The sequence below is a fragment of the Mycobacterium sp. KBS0706 genome, from assembly GCF_005938675.2.
Lineage (GTDB): Bacteria > Pseudomonadota > Alphaproteobacteria > DSM-16000 > Inquilinaceae > Inquilinus.
The window spans coordinates 59,619-78,733 of record NZ_VCCH02000023.1 but is presented as its reverse complement, the minus strand read 5'-3'; the positions used below and the strand labels follow the sequence as shown (position 1 = coordinate 78,733).

The window sequence follows — 19,115 nt, the reverse complement described above, 5'->3', positions numbered from 1 at the left end:
CGGGATGCACCGTTTCGCCCCCAAGGCCGAGGACCAGCCCGCGCTCCATGTCGCGATCATCATGGACGGCAACGGTCGCTGGGCGACCGGTCGCGGCCTGCCGCGCACGCTGGGCCATCGCAAGGGCATCGACGCCGTGCAGCGCACGATCGACGCCTCGATCGAGCTCGGCGTCGGCTATCTGACGCTGTTCGGCTTCTCGACCGAGAACTGGCGCCGGCCGATCCTCGAGGTCGGCGAGCTGATGAAGCTGCTGCGCTTCTTCCTGCGCGGCGAGCTGAGGACCCTGCACAAGAAGGGCGTGCGGCTGCGCTTCATCGGCGACCGTGAGCGGCTGGCCCCGGACATCGTCGACCTGCTGGCCGAAAGCGAGGCGCTGACCTGCGGCAACACCCGGCTCAACCTCACCGTCGCGCTGAGTTACGGCGCCCGGCAGGAGATCACCGAGGCGGCGCGCCGGGTGGCGCGCGAGGTCGCATCGGGCGCCCTGTCGCCGGAGGCGGTCGACGAGCGGCTGTTCGCCGACCGGCTGTTCACCGCCGACCTGCCCGACCCCGACCTGATCATCCGCACCAGCGGCGAGCAGCGGATCAGCAACTTCCTGCTGTGGCAGGCGGCCTATGCCGAACTGATCTTCATCGACACGCTGTGGCCGGATTTCGGCCACGCCGACCTCGAGGCCGCCCTCGCCGAGTTCCGGCGCCGGGAACGTCGCTATGGCGCGGTCGGTGGCCAGTAACCGCAGCAACCTGACGCTGCGGATCCTCTCCAGCCTCGTTCTCGGACCGCTGATCCTCGCCGCCGTCTATGTCGGCCGGTGGGAATTCGCGGTCATCGTCGCGCTGCTCGGCGTGCTCGGTGTCGACGAATGGCTGCGGCTGGTGCTGCGGCGGCCGCCGCCCGGCTGGGTCCGGCTCCTGGCCGGCCTCGGCATCCTCGCCGTGACCATCGCCACGGGCTGCGCCGGCGCCGTCGCCGGCCTGGTCGTGCTGGCCGCGGCGACGGTGGCCTTCGACGTCGCGGTCAATCTGCGCCTCGGCACGCCCGGCCGTATGCCGGCGCTGGGGCTGCCCTATCTCGGCCTGACCGTGGTCGCGCTGCTGCATCTGCGCCAGGACGGCTGGCAGCCAGTGCTCTGGCTGCTGCTGGTGGTCTGGGCGACCGATATCGGCGGCTACATCTTCGGCCGCTGGATCGGCGGGCCGAAGCTGGCGCCGCGGCTGAGCCCGAAGAAGACCTGGGCCGGGCTGATCGGCGGGGCCGGCCTGGCGGCGGTGGCCGGTGCGGCCGCGATCGCGGTGCTGCACCGGGCCGGCGCGGCCCTTCTCGCCGTCCCGGGCGCGGCGCTGCTGGCCCTCCTGGCCCAAGCCGGCGATCTCGCCGAATCCGCGATCAAGCGCCACTATGGCGTCAAGGACAGCGGCGACCTGATCCCCGGCCATGGCGGCGTGCTCGACCGGATCGACGGCCTGCTGGCCGCCGCGCCGGTCTTTGCCTTGTTCACAGCCCTTTTGGATGCATCGTTCAGATGATTTCGGCCCCGTCCGCGGACGCCCCGCGCTCCGTCACCATCCTCGGCGCCACCGGCTCGGTCGGCGCCAGCACCGTCGATCTGATCAGCCGGTCGCCGGAGCGCTTCACGGTCGAGGCGGTGACCGCCAACAAGGATGCCGAGCGGCTGGCGGCGATCGCGCGGCAGCTCGGCGCCCGCTACGCCGCGGTGGCGGATGACGCGGCTTATCCGGCGCTGAAGGCGGCGCTGTCCGGCAGCGGCATCGAGGCGGCGGGCGGCGCCGAGGCGGTGGTGGCGGCGGCGGCGCGTCCGGCGGACTGGGTGATGGCCGCCATCGTCGGCGCCGCCGGGCTGCCGCCGATCCTGACCGCGGTCCGGCGCGGCGCCATGGTCGCCTTCGCCAACAAGGAGTGCCTGGTCTGCGCCGGCGATCTGATGATGGCCGAGGTGCGGCGGCACGGCGCCACGCTGCTGCCGGTGGACAGCGAGCACAACGCGATCTTCCAGGTGCTCCAGCCCGGCGCCAAGGTGCGGCGGCTGATCCTGACCGCCTCGGGCGGCCCGTTCCGGGAATGGAGCCGCGAGCAGATGGCGGCGGCGACGCCGGCCCAGGCGGTCGCCCATCCGAACTGGAGCATGGGCGCCAAGATCTCGGTCGACAGCGCCACCCTGATGAACAAGGGGCTCGAGCTGATCGAGGCCTCGCATCTGTTCGCCATGCCGGAAGACAGGATCGAGATCGTGGTCCACCCGCAATCGGTGATCCACAGCCTGGTCGACTATGCCGACGGCTCGGTGCTGGCCCAGCTCGGCGTGCCCGACATGCGGGTGCCGATCGCCTACACCCTGGCCTGGCCGGAGCGGATGGAGACGCCCTGCGCCGCGCTGGATCTGGCCAAGATCGCCCGGCTCGACTTCCAGCCGCCGGATGCGGAGCGGTTCCCGGCGCTGCGGCTGACCCGGGAATGCCTGCGGCAAGGTGGCTCAGCCGCGACCGTGCTGAACGCCGCCAACGAGGTGGCGGTGGCGGCCTTCCTGGAGGGGCGGATCGGCTTCCTCGACATCGAGCGGATCGTCGAGGCCACCCTTGCCATGATTCCGGCACAAGCTGTGGCGACTCTGGATGAGGTGTTCGCCATCGACGCCGCGGCGCGACGGCACGCCGCTGCGCTTTGAATTCGCGGGCAAGCGGGCCTACATAGGCCCTCTGGCCGAGAGGTACGTATGACGCTGTTCACCTATCTGATCCCGTTCCTGGTCGTGCTGACCGTCCTCGTCTTCGTGCACGAGTTCGGCCACTACTGGGTCGCCCGCCGCAACGGGGTGCGGGTCGAGACCTTCTCGATCGGCTTCGGGCCCGAGCTGTTCGGCTTCAACGACCGGCACGGCACCCGCTGGAAGTTCAGCGCCGTGCCGCTCGGCGGTTATGTGAAGATGTTCGGCGACGCCGACGCGGCCTCGAGCCCGTCGTCGGCGCTGGACGGCATGACCGAAGACCAGCGGTCGGTGTCGTTCCATCACAAGCCGGTCGGCCAGCGCGCCGCCATCGCCGCCGCGGGGCCGATCGCGAATTTCCTGTTCTCGATCGTCGCCCTGTTCTTGCTGTTCCTGATCGGCGGCCATCCCTTCCCGCCGGCGGTGGTGGGCGATGTCTCGGCCGGCGGCGCCGCGGCCGAGGCCGGGATCCGGCCGGGGGACCGGATCACCAGCATCGACGGCACCGCGGTTGACCGCTTCGCCGAGCTCGGCGTCGCGGTCCGCGGCGGCAACGGCAAGGCGGTCACGCTCGGCGTCGAGCGCGGCGACGAGGCGCTGAGCGTCGCGCTGACGCCGCGGCAGGATACGGTGCCGACGGCCGATGGCGGTTCCGCCACGATCTGGCGTCTCGGCATCGCCGCCGACACCGGTCCCTACGGCGTCGTCGAGGCGGCGCGGATGTCGGTCAGCGAGAGCTGGGCGATCGTTTCGATGACCGCCTCCGCGCTCGGCCAGATGGTCTCCGGCCAGCGCGGCACCGAGGATCTCGGCGGCCCGCTCCGGATCGCCCAGATGTCCGGCGAGGTCTATCAGGTCGGCATCGTGGCGCTGCTCTGGTTCATGGCGATCCTGTCGATCAATCTCGGCCTGATCAACCTGGTGCCGATCCCGATGCTGGACGGCGGTCACCTGCTGTTCTGCGCGATCGAAGCGATCCGCGGCCGTCCGCTCGGCGCGCGTGCCCAAGAATACGGTTTCCGCCTTGGGCTCGCTTTGGTATTAACCCTGATGCTCTTCGCGACCTGGAACGACCTGGTCCAACTCAAGGTAGTGGCCTTTTTCAAAGGCTTGGTGTCCTGAGCCGGGACGTGTTACCGGATCACGGCGGCAGGGATTCGCCGCGATCCGCAGCCGCTGTTGGTGGGGGCGGCGGTCGTTCGTCAAACCTCTTGCGCCCGGTCGGACGGGGGCAAGAGGCATGGGTGTGAGTTTGAGGGGAAAGCAAAAACCGATGTCGACCGTGACCTCCCGACTCTGGCTCGCGGCCGTGGCGGCTGTCGCTCTCAGTACGGCGCCGATGACGGCGCCAGCGCAGACCCGCGGTGCCGGAACCATCGCCGACGTCAAGGTCGAGGGGTCGCAGCGGATCGAGCCCGCGACCGTGATCTCCTACATGGCGCTCAAGCCGGGCGACGAGTACAGCGACCGCGCCGTGGACGAATCCGTCAAGAGCTTGTTCGCCACCGGCCTGTTCGCCAACGTCCAGATCCGGCGCCAGGGCTCGAGCCTGGTGGTGACGGTCGAAGAGAACCCGATCATCAACGAGATCGCGTTCGAGGGAAATGACCGCTTCGACGACACCAAGCTGACGGCGGAGATCGAGGAGCGGCCGCGGCAGGTCTACACCCGGACCAAGGCGCAGAGCGACGCCGACCGCATCCAGCAGCTGTACCGCCGCAGCGGCCGCTTCGCCGTCGCGGTCGAGCCGAAGATCATCAAGCTCGACCAGAATCGCGTGAACCTGGTGTTCGAGATCCGGGAAGGCGACCTCGCCAAGATCGAGCGGATCAACTTCGTCGGCAACCGCGCCTTCTCCAACAGCGAGCTGCGCGACGAGATCCTGACCAAGGAGACCGAGTGGTGGAACATCCTCGCCTCCAACGACACCTATGACCCGGATCGCCTGGCTGTCGACCAGGAGATGCTGCGCCGCTACTACCTGAACCGCGGCTATGCGGATTTCCGCGTGATCTCGGCGGTGTCGGAGCTGGCGCCCGACGGCGAGGGCTTCTTCATCACCTTCACGGTCGATGAGGGCGAGCGCTACAAATTCGGCAAGATCGACGTCAACAGCGCCCTGCCGGGCGTGACCCCTGAGGAGCTGAAGACCGTCATCGTCAGCGATGAGGGCGACTGGTATTCCAGCAAGGCGGTCGAGGATTCGATCCAGGCCCTGACCACCTATCTCGGCGACCGGCAATATGCCTTCGTCGATATCCAGCCCTCGGTGCAGCGCAACCGCGACGAGCAGCTGATCGCGATCACCTACGAGATCTCGGAAGGCCCGCGCGTCTTCGTCGAGCGGATCGACATCAGCGGCAACGTCCGCACCGCGGACGAGGTGATCCGCCGCGAGTTCGAGCTGGCCGAAGGCGATCCGTTCAACGCCTCGCGGCTGAAGAAGTCCGAGACCAACATCCGCAACCTCGGCTTCTTCAGCAAGGTCGACATCAAGCCGACTCCGGGCACCGCTCCGGACCAGACGGTGATCCAGGCCGCCGTGGCCGAGCAGTCGACCGGCGAAGTGCAGCTCGGCGTCGGCTACTCGACCAGCGACGGTCCGCTCGGCGATGTCACGATCCGCGAGCGCAACCTGCTCGGACGTGGCCAGGACCTGCGGCTGTCGACCTCGCTCAGCGGCGTGTCCTCGCAGATCGACCTGAGCTTCACCGAGCCGTATTTCCTCGGTCGCAACCTTGCGGCGGGCTTCGATCTGTTCCGCACCACCCGCGACAACCAGAGCTTCAGCTCCTACGACGAGACCAACACCGGTTTCGCGCTGCGCATGGGCTATCCGCTGTCCGAGAACCTGCGGCAGACCCTGCGCTATCGCCTGAACTACCGCCAGATCTCGGACGTCGAGGACGACGCCTCGCGTTTCATCAAGGAGCAGGAAGGCAACACCCTGTCCTCCGCGGTGCAGCAGACGATGACCTATGATCGCCTGGACAGTCGGATCAACCCGACCGACGGCTACCGCATCACGCTCTCGAACGAGATCGCCGGCCTCGGCGGCGACGTGCACTACCTCAAGACCCAGCTCAGCGCCGATTGGTACTACCCGGTCACCGACTCCATGGTGCTGAATGTCGGCGGCCAGCTCGGCAACATCATCGGCCTGGGCGAGGATGTCCGGATCAACGACCGCTTCTTCCTGGGCGGCAACTCGTTCCGCGGCTTCCGGACCGGCGGCCTCGGCCCCCGCGATCTCAGCTCCAACGACAAGGACGCGCTGGGCGGCAACAACTTCGCCCTCGGCTCGGTCGAGCTCAGCTTCCCGCTCGGCCTGCCCAGCGAATTCGCCCTGCAGGGCCACGCCTTCACCGATGTCGGCACCCTCTGGGGGTCGGATGAGAGCGGCTCCGGTGTCGTCGACGACGCGGCGCTGCGTGCCTCGGCCGGCATGGGCGTATCCTGGGCCTCGCCCTTCGGCCCGATCCGGCTCGACTACGCCTATCCCTTCGCCAAGCGCGACTACGACAAGCAGGAGCAGTTGCACATCAGCTTCGGCACCAGATTCTGATTGGTGCGGCGCCGTCCGCTTCCGCGGTCGCGCGACTATCCTCGGCGCCGGCGAAGGCCGGCGCCGCTTTCGTTGATCGGCGCGGGATCGCCGCTGCCCGCAAGCCGTGAACAGAGAGTGCGCCTATGCCCGATCCGCGATTCTTTCGCAGCGCCGGTCCGTTCCGGCTCGGTCGCCTCGCCGAGATCGCCGGCGCGACCCTCGCGCCCGGGGCTGACCCGGACCGGCCCGTCGCCAGCGTGGCGCCGCTCGACGCCGCCGGGCCCGACGACATCAGCTTCCTCGACAACCGCAAATATGTCGACGCCTTCGCCGCCAGCAAGGCGGGCGCTTGCGTGATCGCCCCGGCCCTGGCCGACCGGGCACCTTCCGGCATGGCGCTGCTGCTGACGCCGAAGCCCTACAAGGGCTATGCGCTGATCGCCCAGGCCTTCTTCCCGGCGCCGGCGGCGCGGCCCGGCATCGCCGCCACGGCTGCGGTCGACCCGACGGCGGTGATCGGCGAGGGCGTGGAGATCGGACCCGGCGCCGTGATCGAGGCGGGGGCGGAGATCGGCGCCGGCTGCCGCATCGGCCCGAACGCGGTGATCGGCGCCGGCGTGGTGCTGGGCGAGCGCAGCGTGGTCGGCCCCAACGCTTCGCTGACGCATTGCCTGGTCGGCGCGCGAGTCACGATCTATCCCGGGGCCCGCGTCGGCCAGGACGGCTTCGGCTTCGCCATGGATGCCGAAGGCCATGTCCGGCTGCCGCAACTGGGCCGCGTCATCATCGAGGACGATGTCGAGGTCGGCGCCAACTCCACCATCGACCGCGGGGCCGGCCCGGATACGGTGATCGGCCGGGGGGCGATGATTGATAATCTGGTGCAGATCGGGCACAACGTGCAGGTCGGACGAGGCGCCGTGATCGTCGCGCAGGCTGGCGTGGCGGGGAGCACCAAGTTGGGCGATTTCGCCGTTCTGGCTGCCAAGGCTGGTGTCGCGGGCCATCTCACCATCGGTGCGGGGGCGAAGATCGCCGCGAATGCGGGGGTGATGCGCGATGTCGATCCCGGTGCCGAGGTCGTGGGCGCGCCCGCGATCCCGAAGCGGCAGTTTTTCCGGCAGCAGGTCATGCTAGCGCGTCTAGCCGAAGGGAAGGGCGACTGAGATGGACGGAGCCGCCGGCGACAAGAAGAATGTGTCGCAGCTGGACATCCTCAAGATCATGGAGTTGATCCCGCATCGTTATCCGATGATCCTGGTGGATCGCGTGATCGATGTGGTGCCGGACGAAAGCTGCACCGGGATCAAGAACGTCACCATCAATGAGGGCTTCTTCCAGGGCCACTTCCCGCGCTATCCGGTGATGCCGGGCGTGATGATCGTCGAATCCATGGCGCAGACGGCGGCCGTTCTGGTCGTCGCGACGCTGGGCGAGAGCGCCAAGGGCAAGCTGGTCTATTTCATGACCGTCGACAATGCCCGGTTCCGCCGGCCGGTGACGCCGGGCGACAGCCTGCGGGTCCATGTCCGCAAGCTGCAGCAGCGCCGCAACGTCTGGAAGTTCATGGGCGAGGCCAAGGTCGACGGCACGCTGGTGGCGGAGGCCGAGTTCGCCGCCATGATCATGGACGATCTATGAGTTCTGCCACCATCCACCCGATGGCCCTGGTCGACCCCGCCGCGAAGCTCGGGGCCGGGGTCAGGATCGGTCCGTTCTGCACCGTCGGCCCGGAGGTCGAGCTCGGCGACGAGGTCGAGCTGATCTCGCATGTCGTGGTCGCCGGCCGCACCAGCATCGGCCCGAAGACCAAGGTGTTCCCCTTCGTCTCGCTCGGCCTGCCGCCCCAGGACCTCAAATTCTCCGGCGAGAAGTCGCAGCTGATCATCGGCGCCAACAACGTCATCCGCGAGCATGTGACCATGAATCCGGGCACGCATGGCGACAAGATGAAGACCGTGGTCGGCGACAACTGCATGTTCATGGTGAACACGCATGTCGCCCATGACTGCATCCTCGGCAGCCACATCATCATGGCCAACAACGCTGTGCTGGCCGGGCATGTGACGATCGAGGACCACGTCATCATCGGCGGCAACAGCGCCATCCACCAGCACCTTCGGCTGGGCGCGCACTGCTTCGTCGGCGGCATGACGCCGGTGCGCAACGACATCATCCCCTTCGGGCTGGCGATCGGCGAGACCGCGACGCTGAACGGGCTGAACCTGGTCGGGCTGAAGCGCCGCGGCTTCACCAAGCCGCAGATCCAGTCGCTGCTCGCCGCCTACCGCACCCTGTTCGACGGCGAGGCGCAGTTCGCCGAACGCATCGAGGCGACGCGGCAGGGATTCGGCGACAACGAGGTGGTGCAGCGCATCCTCGCCTTCATCGACGCCGATGCCGGTCGCAATGTGATGCAGCCGGCCCGCCGACGGCATGCCGGATAAGCTCGGGATCCTGGCGGCCGCAGGCCCGCTGCCCGGGCGGCTGGTCGAGGCGTGCCGCCAGGCCGGGCGGGACTTCGTCGTCGTCGCCTATCGCGGCATGACCGATCCGGCTCTGGTCGAGGGCGGACAGGTGCCGCATTTCTGGACCCGTCTCGGCGCCGCCGGCCGCTGGATCGACGAGCTGAAGCGCCAGGGCGCCCACACGCTGTGCCCGGTCGGCAACATCCGCCGGCCGAGCCTGTTCGAGCTGATGCCCGACTTCAAGGCGGTGCGGATCCTGACCCGCATCGGCTTCTCCTCGCTCGGCGACGACGCGCTGCTGACCGCGCTGCGCCGGGTGCTGCAGGAGGAGGGATTCCGCCTCGTCGCCCTGCATGAGGTGATCGACGACTTCCTGGCCCGGCCCGGCCTGCTGACCAGCACGGCGCCGGACGAGATCGCCCAGGCCGACATCGCCAAGGCCCGCGAGATCGCGCGCGAGATCGGCCGGCTCGACATCGGCCAGGGCGCGGTGGTGCAGCACGGCTATGTCCTGGCGGTCGAGGCGGCGGAGGGCACCGACGCGATGCTGCGCCGCTGCGGCCCGCTGGCCCGGCCCGGCCCCGGCGGCGTGCTGGTCAAGGCCAAGAAGCCGCAGCAGGACATCCGGCTGGACCCGCCGACGATCGGCGTCACCACTGTCGAGCTCGCTGCCGCCGCCGGGCTGCGCGGCATCGTGGTCGAGGCCGGCGGCGCCATGATCATCGACGCCGAGGCGGTGCGGCAGACGGCCGACCGGCACGGCCTGTTCGTGCTCTGCCTGGCGGAGGGCGAATGAACGCGCCGCACATCTTCCTGGTGGCGACCGAGCCGTCCGGCGACCTGATGGGCGCCAGCCTGATGGCAGCGCTGAAGCGGCGCTGCGGCGACGGCGTGCGCTTCAGCGGCGTCGGCGGCGCCCGGATGGCGGCGGAGGGGCTGCACAGCCTGTTCCCGCTGGCCGATATCGCGGTGATGGGCGCGGTCGAACTGGTGCCGCAGCTGCCGCGGCTGTTCGACCGGATCCGCCGCACTGCCGAGGCGGCGCTGGCGGCCAAGCCGGATGCGCTGGTGTCGATCGACGGCCTGGCCTTCAACGCCCGGGTCGCGGCAAGGCTGGCCGGCCGGACCTTCCCGATCGTGCATTTCGTCGCCCCCAAGGTCTGGGCCTGGCGGCCGGGCCGGGCGCGCAAGCTGGCCAATCTCGTCGACCATCTGATGGTGCAGCTGCCCTTCGAGCCGCCCTGGTTCGAGCGCCACGGCCTCGCCACCACCTATGTCGGCCATCCGATCATCGAGACCGCGGCGGGGCAGGGCGACGGCGCCCGCTTCCGCCAGGCGCACGGCATCGCGCCGGACGCGAAGCTGCTGACCGTGCTGCCCGGCAGCCGGCGCGGCGAGATCCAGCGGCTGCTGCCGGTGTTCGGCGAGACGGCGCGGGCGCTGGCGTCCCGCCATCCCGGGCTGCGCCTGGCCGTGCCCACGGTCGACACCGTGGCGGCACCGGTGCGCGAGGCGGTTGCGTCCTGGCCCGGCGCGCCGATCGTGATCGAGGGCGACGGCGAGAAATACGACGCCTTCGCCGCCAGCGACGCGGCCCTCGCTGCCTCCGGCACCGTGGCGCTGGAGCTGGGGCTGGCCCGGGTGCCAAGCGTGATCGCCTATCGCGTCAACCCGGTCTCGGCCTTCGTCGTGCGGCGCATGCTCACGACCAAATACGCCAACCTGGTCAACATCATGCTGGACCGCCCTGCGGTGCCGGAGCTGCTGCAGGAGAACTGCACGCCGGAGAAGCTGACGGCGGCGATCGACACGCTGCTTACCGATCCGACGGCGGTCGCGGCGCAGCGCGCGGCCTATGACGAGGTGGCGCGGATGATGCTGTTGCCGGACGGCGCCGTGCCCGGCGATCGGGCCGCCCAGGTGGTGCTCGACGTGATCCGGCGGGGGCGAAAGCGAGCCTGATCGCAGCCGGTCAGCAATTGCCCTTCTTGGCCTGTCCGGGCGGGCAGAAATTGTTGCCGTAGCCGCCGCGCGGATGGCCGTCCCCGGCATAGACGCAGCCGCTCACAAGGCCTGCCGCGACCAACAAGAGGCAGATCAGCTTTGTCATGGGGCTCTCCGCGACGACGCCGGATGGCTGTGCACCGTCAAGGCCGGGGGGGCGGATTTGTTCCCGATCCAGCCCGCGGAAGGCTGAAGTTCAGGAGAACAGCCAAGTCAGCAATGCCGCCCCGGCCAGAACCGCGGCGATTGCGGCGGCGGTGCGGAGCTTGACGCGCAGCGGCGCCCGGTTCGCGTTCGCGGCCCGGGGCACCTGCCGGGGCATGGTCGAAATGCCGACGGGCCGGCCCGGGCGCCCTGGGGCGCGCGGGCCGGTGCGGTCGATCTGGGCGCCTCGCTTAGCCACGCTCGCTCAGCGGAACGAAGTCTCGCTGCGTGTGCCCGGTGAACAGCTGGCGCGGCCGCCCGATCTTCTGGTGCGGGTCGCCGATCATCTCGGTCCACTGCGCGATCCAGCCGACGGTGCGGGCCACGGCGAACAGCACGGTGAACATGCTGGTCGGGAAGCCCATCGCCTTCAGGATGATGCCCGAATAGAAATCGACATTCGGATATAGCTTCCGCTCGACGAAGTACTCGTCCTCGAGCGCGATCTTCTCCAGCTCCATGGCCAGGTCGAGCAGCGGGTCCTTGACCCCGAGCTCCTCGAGCACCTCGTAGCAGGTGGCGCGCATCACCTTGGCGCGCGGGTCGTAGTTCTTGTAGACGCGGTGGCCGAAGCCCATCAGCCGGAACGGGTCGTCCTTGTCCTTGGCCCGCTTGACGAATTCGCCGACGCGGTCCTTCGTGCCGATCTCGCCCAGCATCTTCAGCACCGCCTCGTTGGCGCCGCCATGGGCCGGGCCCCACAGCGAGGCGATGCCGGCAGCGATACAGGCGAAGGGGTTGGCGCCGCTGGAGCCGGCGAGCCGCACGGTCGAGGTCGAGGCGTTCTGCTCGTGGTCGGCGTGCAGGATCAGGATGCGGTCCATGGCGCGGGACAGCACCGGGCTGACCTTGTACGGCTCGGCCGGGACGGCGAAGGTCATGTACAGGAAGTTCTCGGCGAAGCTGAGATCGTTCCGCGGATACATGAAGGGCTGGCCGACCGAGTACTTGTAGGCCATGGCGGCCAGGGTCGGCAGCTTGGCGATCAGCCGGTGCGACGCGACCTCGCGCTGGCGCGGGTCATGGATGTCGGTCGAGTCGTGATAGAAGGCCGACAGCGCGCCGGTGACGCCGCACAGCACCGCCATCGGATGGGCGTCGCGGCGGAAGCCGCGGTAGAAATGGTGGATCTGCTCATGCACCATCGTGTGGCGGGTGATGGTGTGCTCGAACTCCGCCGCCTGGGCCGGATTCGGCAGCTCGCCATGCAGCAGCAGATAGCAGACCTCGAGGAAGTTGCTCTTCTCCGCCAGGTCGTCGATGGCGTAGCCGCGGTGCAGCAGGATGCCCTCGTCGCCGTCGATGAAGGTGATCTGGCTGTCGCAGGAGCCGGTCGAGGTGAAGCCGGGGTCGTAGGTGAACATCCCGGTTTCGGCGTAAAGCTTGCGGATGTCGATGACGCTCGGGCCCATGGTCCCGTCGATCACGGGCAACTCCACCGACTTACCGGTCGAGTTGTCGGTCAGCGTGACGGTCTTCTGCGCCACGGGGGTCTTCGTATCGGGCATGACGATGTCCTTGAGCGGGGGCTTCGTACTGGAAACGCAGGTCATCCGCTCCGTCGGCCGCGAGGATAGTCGCGCGGCGGAGCAAGATCAACGCGACTTGGGCCCTCCCGACGACAGATTTCGATCGCCTGTTTTTTAGGCTTTTTCAGAATTTCGAAACCGGATCAATGAGTTGCCGAAGCTCCTTAATGAGCGTCGGCAGCATCGCGGATCCGCCGCAGCGTCTCGTCCCGGCCGAGGATCGCGGCCACCTCGAAGATACCTGGTGACACGTTGGATCCGGTCAATGCCGCGCGCAGCGGCTGCGCCACTTTGCCGAGCTTCAGCCCCTCGGCCTCGGCGACGCGGTTGACCTCGGCCTCCAGCGCCGCCTCGGTCCAGTCGTTCAGGCCGGACAGCGCCGCCAGCAGCCGCCCGAGCAGGGCCCGGGCATCGCCGGCCAAGATCTTCTGCGCCGCCTCGTTGATCGGCAGCGGGCCGGAGCGGAGATAGAACAGCGCGCTGTCCGCCAGCTCGACCAGCGTCTTGGCACGCTGCTTCAGCCCGGTCATGGCCAACAGCAGGATGGCGCGGTCTGCATCGACCAGCGACCGGCTCAGCGCCGTCTCCAGATTCGGCGTGATCCGCTCCAGCAGCTCGGCGTCCGGCGTCTCGCGCATGTAGATGCCGTTCAGGTTCTCGAGCTTGGCGAAGTCGAGCCGCGAGGGCGACCGGCCGACGCCGTCGAGGTCGAACCACTCGATCGCCTTCTCGGTCGGGATCACCTCCTCGTCGCCATGGCCCCAGCCGAGCCGCAGCAGATAGTTGCGCAGCGCCGCCGGCAAATAGCCCATGTCGCGATAGGCCTCGATGCCGAGCGCGCCATGCCGCTTCGACAGCTTGGCCCCGTCCGGCCCGTGGATCAGCGGGATATGGGCGAAGTCCGGCGGGGTCGTGCCGATGGCGTTGTACAGTTGCACCTGGCGGAAGGTGTTGGTCAGGTGGTCGTCGCCGCGGATGATCTGGGTGATGCCCATGTCGATGTCGTCGACCACCACCGACAGCATGTAGACCGGCGTGCCGTCGGCGCGCAGCAGCACCATGTCGTCGAGCTGGTCGTTCTGCACCGTGACCGGGCCCTGGACCTTATCCTCGACCGTGGTCTCGCCGGTGCGCGGCGCGCGCAGCCGGATCACCGGGTCGAGGCCCTTCGGCGCCTCGGCCGGGTCGCGATCGCGCCAATAGCTGGTGTAGTACGCCCAGGGCTTGCCCTCGGCCTTGGCCTTCTCGCGCAGCGCCTCCAGCTCGGCCGGCTGCAGCCAGCAGTGATAGGCCTTGCCCTCGGCCAGCAGCTTGCGCGCCACCTCGGCGTGCCGCTCCCGCCGCTCGAATTGCGACACGATCTCCTCGTCCCAATCCAGCCCGAACCAGGCCAGCCCGTCGATGATCTTGCGCACCGCATCCTCGCTGGAGCGGGCGCGGTCGGTGTCTTCGATGCGCAGGCGGAAGACGCCGCCGTGATGGCGGGCATAGAGCCAGTTGTACAGGGCCGTCCGGGCCCCGCCGATATGCAGGTAGCCGGTCGGGGAGGGAGCGAAGCGGGTCACGACCGTCATGGGCCAAATTCCAGAAGGGCTGCTAGGATCAGTGCGACAGGTCCATAGCATAGGCCTTCGGGCGATGGCTAATGCGGGGGCATCGGTCGGCATCCCGGAGGCTGTGCGGGCGTCGCTGCGCCGCCTGGGTTCGGACGGGATCGACTGGGCGGGGGCGCTCGACGCCCTGGCAGGCGGCGTGCGGCGCCGGCTGGTGCTGCTGGTGCCCTGTGGCCTCGGCACCGGCATCGGCGTCTATTTCGCGCTGCCGTCGGAGCCGCCGCTGGCGGCGGGGCTGGGCGCGCTGGTCCTGTCCGGCCTGCTCACCCTGCTGCTGCGCCGCCGGCCGCGGGCGCTGTGCTTCGCCGCGCTGCTGCTGGCCGTCGCTGTGGGGTTCCTGGCGGCGGAGCTGCGCACCCGGGCGGTGGCGGCGCCGCTGCTCGACCGCGAGCGGCGCGGCCTGGTGACCGGCACGGTCGAGACGGTCGATCTGCTGCCGCAGGGCGTGCGCGTCGTGCTCGGCGACCTGACGCTGGAGGGGCTGGTACCCGAGGCGACGCCGGCGGCCGTACGGCTGCGGCTGCTCGGAGCCCAGGAGGTGCCCGCGGCCGGGGAGCGGATCCGGGTGCGGGCGACGTTGGCGCCGGTCGATGGGCCGGCCTATCCGGGCGGCTTCGACTTCCGGCGGCAGTTGTTCTTCCAGGGCATCGGCGGCACCGGCTTCGCCATGGGCGCGGTCGAGCGGCTGAACGACGACGATGCAGCGCCGTCCAGCTTGGCCCGGCTGCAGGACGGGATCGCCGCCCGGGTGCGGGCCCAGGTGGAAGGCGACGCCGGGGCCATCGCCGTCGCCTTCCTGACCGGGGAGCGCGCCGGGATCAGCGATCAGGCCAATCAGGCGATGCGCGATTCCGGCCTGGCCCATCTGCTGTCGATCTCCGGCATCCATATCAGCCTGGTGGCGATCCTGCTGCTCGGCGGCATCCGACTGGGCCTGGCGCTGATCGAGCCCGTGGCGCTGCGCCGGCCGATCAAGAAATGGGCGGCCGGAATCGCCCTGCTCGGCATCGTCGGCTACACCATCCTGGTCGGCGCCTCAGTGCCGACGGTGCGGTCCTGCGTCATGACCGGCGTGGTGCTGCTGGCGGTGATGGCCGACCGGGTCGCGATCTCGATGCGGCTGGTCGCCCTGGCCGCCACCGCCGTGCTGCTGGTGGTGCCGGAGGCGCTGCCCGGGCCGAGCTTCCAGATGTCCTTCGCCGCCGTGATCGCGCTGATCGCCGCCTATGAGGCGCTGCGGCCGCATCTCGCCGGCTGGCGGGCGGAGGCCGGGCCGATGCGCCGGGTCCTGTTCTATCTTGGCGGCATCGTGCTGACCACGCTGGTCGCCACCGTCGCGACCACGCCCTTCGCCATCTTCCATTTCCAGCGCTTCGCCCCGCTGGCCGTGGCGGCCAACCTGATGGCGATCCCGCTGACATCGCTGTGGATCATGCCCTGCGTGCTGCTGGCCTATCCGGCCATGCTGCTGGGCCTCGACGGTTGGGTGCTGCCGCTGCTGGGCTGGGGCATCGAGGCGATGCTGTGGGTGGCGAACACCGTCTCGTCCTGGCCGTTGGCCGCCTTCGCGGTGCCGGCGATTCCGGCCTGGGGGCTGGTCGCCGGCGCCGTCGGCGGGCTGTGGCTGTGCCTGGCCGGAGGACGACTGCGCCTGCTGGGCCTGCTGGCGCTGCCGTTGGTGCTGGTCGCGGCGCTGACCGCGCCGTCGCCGCAGATCCTGGTCGACGGCACCGGCCGGCTGGCGGCGGTGCGGGTGCCGGAGGGCGGCCTGGCCTTCTCGACCCGCCGCAGCGAGCGCTTTATCCGCGAGATCTGGCTGCGGGTCGAGGCCGCGGCGGAGGACGAGCCCTGGCCGCAGCAGGGGACGGCCGCCGGCGGGCGGCTGGCCTGCGACCCGCGCGGCTGCCTCTACCGCTTCGGCGACGCCACGGTGGCTTTCACCCGTAGCGGCGAGGGCTTCGACGACGACTGCGCCGCGGCCGATCTGGTGATCACCGGTCTGGTGGCGCCGCGCTGGTGCCGGCCGCGCTTCGGCGTCTGGGATCGCTTCGACCTGCGCCGCAGCGGCAGCATCGCGGTCGACTTGTCCGGCCCGGAGCCGGAGATCGCCACGGTGGCGGAGGCCGTCGGCGACCGCCCCTGGGCGCCGGCCCCGTTCCGGGCGGCGGCGCCCGAGTGACCGGTCAGCGCGCCGTCGCCATCGTGCGGCCCTCGGCATTGCCGGCCTTGGCTGCGTCCAGCACCTCCGGATAGGGGTAGTTCAGCCCCAGCAGCTGGCGCAGGTCGGGGCTGGCCTGCTCGACGAAGGCGCGGGGCAGGGCGGCCGGCATGTCCTCCATCGGCTTCACGAATTTCGGCAGGTACTGGATCAGGATCGCCGACCGGTCCTGCCGCGACCGGTTCGGCATGGCGCAGTGCCAGACCGCGCCGAAGAACACCACCGTGTCGCCCGGCTCGCCCAGCATGCGGGTGCAGCGCTCGTGGAAGCGGTCGCTCTCGGCCGGGTAGCGCAACTCCTTCTGCGTGCCCGGCACATAAGCGGTGGCGCCGGTCTCTTCGGTGAAGGGGTCGAGCAGGATGGTCGCCTGGGCGTTCAGCGGGAAGGACGCATTGATCCTGACCGGATGCGATTCCGGCTTGTGCAGGTCCCAGTAGGGGTAATCGATATGCGGTTCCTGGCCTGGGCCGCCGGGCAGGATTCGGTTGGCCGCGATCGAGCCCATGATGAACTCGCTGCCGAGGAAGGCGCGCATCACCGCCATCAGCGCCGGATGCGCCGCCATGCGCGAGAACACCTCGCCCTTGGCCAGCAGGTTCCACACCCGGCGCTGCAAAGCGATCTTGCCCTCCTGCTCGGCCGCGCCCTGGAAATGCGTGACCTTGGGGGCAGCACCTTCGGATTCGCGCATCACCACGGCCCGCGCATCGGCGATCTCCGCCGGCGTGAACAGGCCGCGCAGCAGCACCGCGCCCGAGCCGTCCAGCAGCTCCGCCGCGATCGCGGCCGGGTCGAGCGTCTCCGGTGTGTAGATCTTCATGCCGTTCCTCCCTGTCGGATGAAGCAGCGTAATCCGATTTGCAAGCGCTTGCAAATCGGATGGAGGCCGTTAAGGTCGGGTAAGATGCCACCGAGGGAGGACGGCGAATGACGGGGACGCTTCGGATCGGGCTGATCGGCGCCGGCTACATGGGCAAGGCGCACAGCATCGGGCTGCAACTGGTGCGCACGGCGTTCCAGCCGCCGCTGGTCCCGGTCTGCGAGATGATCTGCAGCACCACGGAAGATGGCGCCGCGGCGCATGCGAGAGCCTGGGGCTGGAACCGGTCGACCGCCGACTGGCAGGCGCTGGTGGCCGATCCGGCGGTCGACGCCGTGATCATAGCCACCCCGCCGCGCACCCATCTGGCGATGGCGACCGAGGCGCTGCGCCTGGGCAAGCCGGTGCTCTGCGAGAAGCCGCTGGGCTGCGACCCGGCCGAATCCAAGGCCATGGTCGACGCGGCGGAGGACGCGGGCGTCGCCACCATGGTCGGCTTCAACTACATCCGCACCCCGGCCAGTCAGCTGGCGAAGCAGATCATCGATGCCGGCGAGATCGGCGAGGTGATCCAGGTCACCGCCGAGCATGTCGAGGACTATCTGCACGATCCGCGGGCGCCGGCCTCCTGGCGCACCCGGATCGCCACCGGCACCGAGGCCGGGGCGCTGGGCGATGTCGGGCCGCACATCGTCAACGCCTGCCTGCGGCTGGTCGGGCCGATCGAATCGTTGGTCGCCGACCTGAATATCGTCCGGACGACGCGGCCAGGGCCCGAAGGCGAGGAGCGGGTGGAGAATGACGACCAGGGCCAGATGCTGCTGCGCTTCGCCAATGGCGCCACCGGTTCGCTCAGTTTCAGCCGCGTCGCCGCCGGGCGGAAGATGGGCTACACCTACCGCATCACCGGCACCAAGGGCGCCCTGGCCTTCGACCAGGAGAACCAGAACGAGCTCTGGCTGTACGGTTCCGCGCGGCCGGCGGCACGCCAGGGGTTTCAGCGCCTGCTCACCGGCCCGGCGCATCCCGATTACCTGGCCTTCAACCAGGGCGTCGGCCACGGCACGGGCTACAACGAGCAGATCGCGATCGAGGCGCGCGATTTCCTCGAGGCGGTGGCGACTGGCCGCCGGGTCTGGCCGACCTTCCGCGACGGCTGGGAGGTCGACCGCGTCACCGCCGCCGCTCTGCGCTCGGCCCGCGAGCGGGCCTGGGTGCGGATCGCGGATGTGTGAGGTTCAGCCGCACAGGCGCGACCGGGCCGTCGGCGACAGCAGCGCGACCTCCGGCGGCCGGGCGAGATGCGGCCGCAGCGCCTCGGCGAAGCCGGGAACTGCCGCGCGGCGCTCATGGGCGGCCCGGTCCGGGAGGCGCGAGAACCAGACGAAGACCCGTGCATCCTTGCGCACCGGCAGGGCCGGGAAGCCGTTCTCGCCATGCTCGCTGACGAAGCTCGCCAGGATCGGCACGCCGGCATCGCCCAGCATCGGCACCAGCATGGTCTCGAAGATCGCGGGGAATCCGGCCTCGGCCTCGGGCCGAAGATGCCAGGTGGTGGCGACGATGATCCCGCCCGCTTCGCCGCCCGGGGCAGGGCGGTCGCGGCCGAGCCGGAAGCCCGAATCCGGATGCGCCGGCCGCAGCAGCAGCACGTCGTCCGAATCGATCATGGTGGCGTTGGCGGCGCTGCGATGCGCCTGCCACACCGGCCCGCCATAGAAGGCGCGCAGCGACTCGGTCCGCGACCGCAGGTCCGGAAAGCCGCGCAGCCAGACGAAGTGGTCGGGCGCATCGAGATCGCGGAACTGGCCGATGACCTCGATCCCGACCGCCTCCTGCGTCTCGACGAACTCGCGGTCGAACAGCGTGATCAGAACGTCGCGCTGTCCGGGATGCAGCGTGTAGCGCCGCAGCTCCACGATCGGACTGAAGGTCCCAGCTTGCATGATCGCCTCCCATCGTCGAAACAGACTGGTTGTCCTGT

General features: G+C 69.6%; 17 protein-coding genes. 12 read left to right on the top strand and 5 right to left on the bottom strand.

The features are described 5' to 3' along the window. Positions 1 to 4 precede the first annotated feature (4 nt). The 10 genes from FFK22_RS14985 to lpxB all read left to right on the top strand — a co-directional run bounded on the left by FFK22_RS14985 (position 5) and on the right by lpxB (position 10,705). Positions 5 to 739, top strand: a complete 735-nt coding sequence (locus FFK22_RS14985; RefSeq protein ID WP_138886250.1) for an isoprenyl transferase — start codon at positions 5 to 7, stop codon at positions 737 to 739. Continuing rightward, positions 717 to 1,532, top strand: a complete 816-nt coding sequence (locus FFK22_RS14980; RefSeq protein ID WP_138886251.1) for a phosphatidate cytidylyltransferase — start codon at positions 717 to 719, stop codon at positions 1,530 to 1,532. Before FFK22_RS14985 ends, FFK22_RS14980 begins: the two co-directional genes overlap by 23 nt. Beyond that, positions 1,529 to 2,689: a 1-deoxy-D-xylulose-5-phosphate reductoisomerase gene (locus FFK22_RS14975; protein WP_138886252.1), complete on the top strand. Its 1,161-nt coding sequence runs from the start codon at positions 1,529 to 1,531 to the stop codon at positions 2,687 to 2,689. Before FFK22_RS14980 ends, FFK22_RS14975 begins: the two co-directional genes overlap by 4 nt. Positions 2,690 to 2,737: 48 nt before the next feature. After that, positions 2,738 to 3,850 (top strand): RIP metalloprotease RseP, encoded by a 1,113-nt coding sequence (gene rseP / locus FFK22_RS14970; RefSeq protein WP_138886253.1) that lies wholly within the window; start codon positions 2,738 to 2,740, stop codon positions 3,848 to 3,850. Between the two features lie 151 nt (positions 3,851 to 4,001). Further along, complete coding sequence (bamA, locus tag FFK22_RS14965) at positions 4,002 to 6,293, top strand: outer membrane protein assembly factor BamA (RefSeq protein ID WP_221938608.1); 2,292 nt, start codon at positions 4,002 to 4,004, stop codon at positions 6,291 to 6,293. Between the two features lie 125 nt (positions 6,294 to 6,418). Next, positions 6,419 to 7,441: a UDP-3-O-(3-hydroxymyristoyl)glucosamine N-acyltransferase gene (lpxD, locus tag FFK22_RS14960; protein ID WP_138886254.1), complete on the top strand. Its 1,023-nt coding sequence runs from the start codon at positions 6,419 to 6,421 to the stop codon at positions 7,439 to 7,441. Between the two features lies 1 nt (position 7,442). After that, positions 7,443 to 7,916 carry a 3-hydroxyacyl-ACP dehydratase FabZ gene (fabZ, locus tag FFK22_RS14955; protein ID WP_138886255.1) on the top strand — a complete coding sequence of 158 codons (474 nt, stop codon included), beginning with the start codon at positions 7,443 to 7,445 and terminating at the stop codon, positions 7,914 to 7,916. Then, positions 7,913 to 8,722, top strand: coding sequence for an acyl-ACP--UDP-N-acetylglucosamine O-acyltransferase (gene lpxA / locus FFK22_RS14950; protein WP_138886256.1), 810 nt, complete (start codon positions 7,913 to 7,915; stop codon positions 8,720 to 8,722). Before fabZ ends, lpxA begins: the two co-directional genes overlap by 4 nt. After that, positions 8,712 to 9,539: an LpxI family protein gene (locus FFK22_RS14945; protein ID WP_138886257.1), complete on the top strand. Its 828-nt coding sequence runs from the start codon at positions 8,712 to 8,714 to the stop codon at positions 9,537 to 9,539. Before lpxA ends, FFK22_RS14945 begins: the two co-directional genes overlap by 11 nt. Next, the gene (gene lpxB, locus FFK22_RS14940; RefSeq protein ID WP_138886258.1) at positions 9,536 to 10,705 is read left to right on the top strand and encodes a lipid-A-disaccharide synthase; all 1,170 of its coding nucleotides are present in this window, start codon (positions 9,536 to 9,538) and stop codon (positions 10,703 to 10,705) included. The genes FFK22_RS14945 and lpxB overlap by 4 nt, the downstream gene beginning before the upstream one ends. Before the next feature lie 10 nt (positions 10,706 to 10,715). Here the strand turns inward: lpxB and FFK22_RS42955 are convergent, their stop codons facing one another. The 3 genes from FFK22_RS42955 to gltX form a co-directional block, all read right to left on the bottom strand. Further along, complete coding sequence (locus tag FFK22_RS42955; protein WP_186002474.1) at positions 10,716 to 10,853, bottom strand: hypothetical protein; 138 nt, start codon at positions 10,851 to 10,853, stop codon at positions 10,716 to 10,718. Between the two features lie 289 nt (positions 10,854 to 11,142). Then, the gene (locus FFK22_RS14935; protein ID WP_138886259.1) at positions 11,143 to 12,459 is read right to left on the bottom strand and encodes a citrate synthase; all 1,317 of its coding nucleotides are present in this window, start codon (positions 12,457 to 12,459) and stop codon (positions 11,143 to 11,145) included. Positions 12,460 to 12,644: 185 nt separating this feature from the next. Beyond that, positions 12,645 to 14,054 (bottom strand): glutamate--tRNA ligase, encoded by a 1,410-nt coding sequence (gltX, locus tag FFK22_RS14930; protein ID WP_138886260.1) that lies wholly within the window; start codon positions 14,052 to 14,054, stop codon positions 12,645 to 12,647. Positions 14,055 to 14,118: 64 nt separating this feature from the next. Between gltX and FFK22_RS14925 the strand changes: the two genes are divergently transcribed. Further along, the gene (locus FFK22_RS14925; protein WP_186002473.1) at positions 14,119 to 16,272 is read left to right on the top strand and encodes a ComEC/Rec2 family competence protein; all 2,154 of its coding nucleotides are present in this window, start codon (positions 14,119 to 14,121) and stop codon (positions 16,270 to 16,272) included. Between the two features lie 4 nt (positions 16,273 to 16,276). On the opposite strand, the gene FFK22_RS14920 is transcribed toward FFK22_RS14925, so the two are convergent. Beyond that, positions 16,277 to 17,131 (bottom strand): phytanoyl-CoA dioxygenase family protein, encoded by an 855-nt coding sequence (locus tag FFK22_RS14920; RefSeq protein ID WP_138886262.1) that lies wholly within the window; start codon positions 17,129 to 17,131, stop codon positions 16,277 to 16,279. A 107-nt stretch (positions 17,132 to 17,238) separates the two neighbouring features. On the opposite strand from FFK22_RS14920, the gene FFK22_RS14915 reads away from it, so the two are divergent. Next, on the top strand, positions 17,239 to 18,366 hold the full coding sequence (locus FFK22_RS14915) for a Gfo/Idh/MocA family protein (RefSeq protein WP_138886263.1): 1,128 nt from the start codon (positions 17,239 to 17,241) through the stop codon (positions 18,364 to 18,366). Between the two features lie 3 nt (positions 18,367 to 18,369). On the opposite strand, the gene FFK22_RS14910 is transcribed toward FFK22_RS14915, so the two are convergent. Beyond that, on the bottom strand, positions 18,370 to 19,077 hold the full coding sequence (locus tag FFK22_RS14910) for an NIPSNAP family protein (RefSeq protein WP_138886264.1): 708 nt from the start codon (positions 19,075 to 19,077) through the stop codon (positions 18,370 to 18,372). Positions 19,078 to 19,115: the final 38 nt, after the last annotated feature.

What these genes read in the sequence shown, in the direction of transcription:
- FFK22_RS14980 (WP_138886251.1), top strand. Translation starts at nt 717, where the DNA reads ATGGCGCGGTCGGTGGCCAGTAACCGCAGCAACCTGACGCTGCGGATC.
- lpxA (WP_138886256.1), top strand. Translation starts at nt 7,913, where the DNA reads ATGAGTTCTGCCACCATCCACCCGATGGCCCTGGTCGACCCCGCCGCG.
- FFK22_RS14915 (WP_138886263.1), top strand. Translation starts at nt 17,239, where the DNA reads ATGACGGGGACGCTTCGGATCGGGCTGATCGGCGCCGGCTACATGGGC.
- FFK22_RS14910 (WP_138886264.1), bottom strand. Translation starts at nt 19,077, where the DNA reads ATGCAAGCTGGGACCTTCAGTCCGATCGTGGAGCTGCGGCGCTACACG.
- gltX (WP_138886260.1), bottom strand. Translation starts at nt 14,054, where the DNA reads ATGACGGTCGTGACCCGCTTCGCTCCCTCCCCGACCGGCTACCTGCAT.
- lpxD (WP_138886254.1), top strand. Translation starts at nt 6,419, where the DNA reads ATGCCCGATCCGCGATTCTTTCGCAGCGCCGGTCCGTTCCGGCTCGGT.
- rseP (WP_138886253.1), top strand. Translation starts at nt 2,738, where the DNA reads ATGACGCTGTTCACCTATCTGATCCCGTTCCTGGTCGTGCTGACCGTC.
- FFK22_RS14935 (WP_138886259.1), bottom strand. Translation starts at nt 12,459, where the DNA reads ATGCCCGATACGAAGACCCCCGTGGCGCAGAAGACCGTCACGCTGACC.
- lpxB (WP_138886258.1), top strand. Translation starts at nt 9,536, where the DNA reads ATGAACGCGCCGCACATCTTCCTGGTGGCGACCGAGCCGTCCGGCGAC.
- bamA (WP_221938608.1), top strand. Translation starts at nt 4,002, where the DNA reads ATGTCGACCGTGACCTCCCGACTCTGGCTCGCGGCCGTGGCGGCTGTC.
- FFK22_RS14920 (WP_138886262.1), bottom strand. Translation starts at nt 17,131, where the DNA reads ATGAAGATCTACACACCGGAGACGCTCGACCCGGCCGCGATCGCGGCG.
- FFK22_RS42955 (WP_186002474.1), bottom strand. Translation starts at nt 10,853, where the DNA reads ATGACAAAGCTGATCTGCCTCTTGTTGGTCGCGGCAGGCCTTGTGAGC.
- FFK22_RS14975 (WP_138886252.1), top strand. Translation starts at nt 1,529, where the DNA reads ATGATTTCGGCCCCGTCCGCGGACGCCCCGCGCTCCGTCACCATCCTC.
- FFK22_RS14925 (WP_186002473.1), top strand. Translation starts at nt 14,119, where the DNA reads ATGGCTAATGCGGGGGCATCGGTCGGCATCCCGGAGGCTGTGCGGGCG.
- FFK22_RS14985 (WP_138886250.1), top strand. Translation starts at nt 5, where the DNA reads ATGCACCGTTTCGCCCCCAAGGCCGAGGACCAGCCCGCGCTCCATGTC.
- fabZ (WP_138886255.1), top strand. Translation starts at nt 7,443, where the DNA reads ATGGACGGAGCCGCCGGCGACAAGAAGAATGTGTCGCAGCTGGACATC.
- FFK22_RS14945 (WP_138886257.1), top strand. Translation starts at nt 8,712, where the DNA reads ATGCCGGATAAGCTCGGGATCCTGGCGGCCGCAGGCCCGCTGCCCGGG.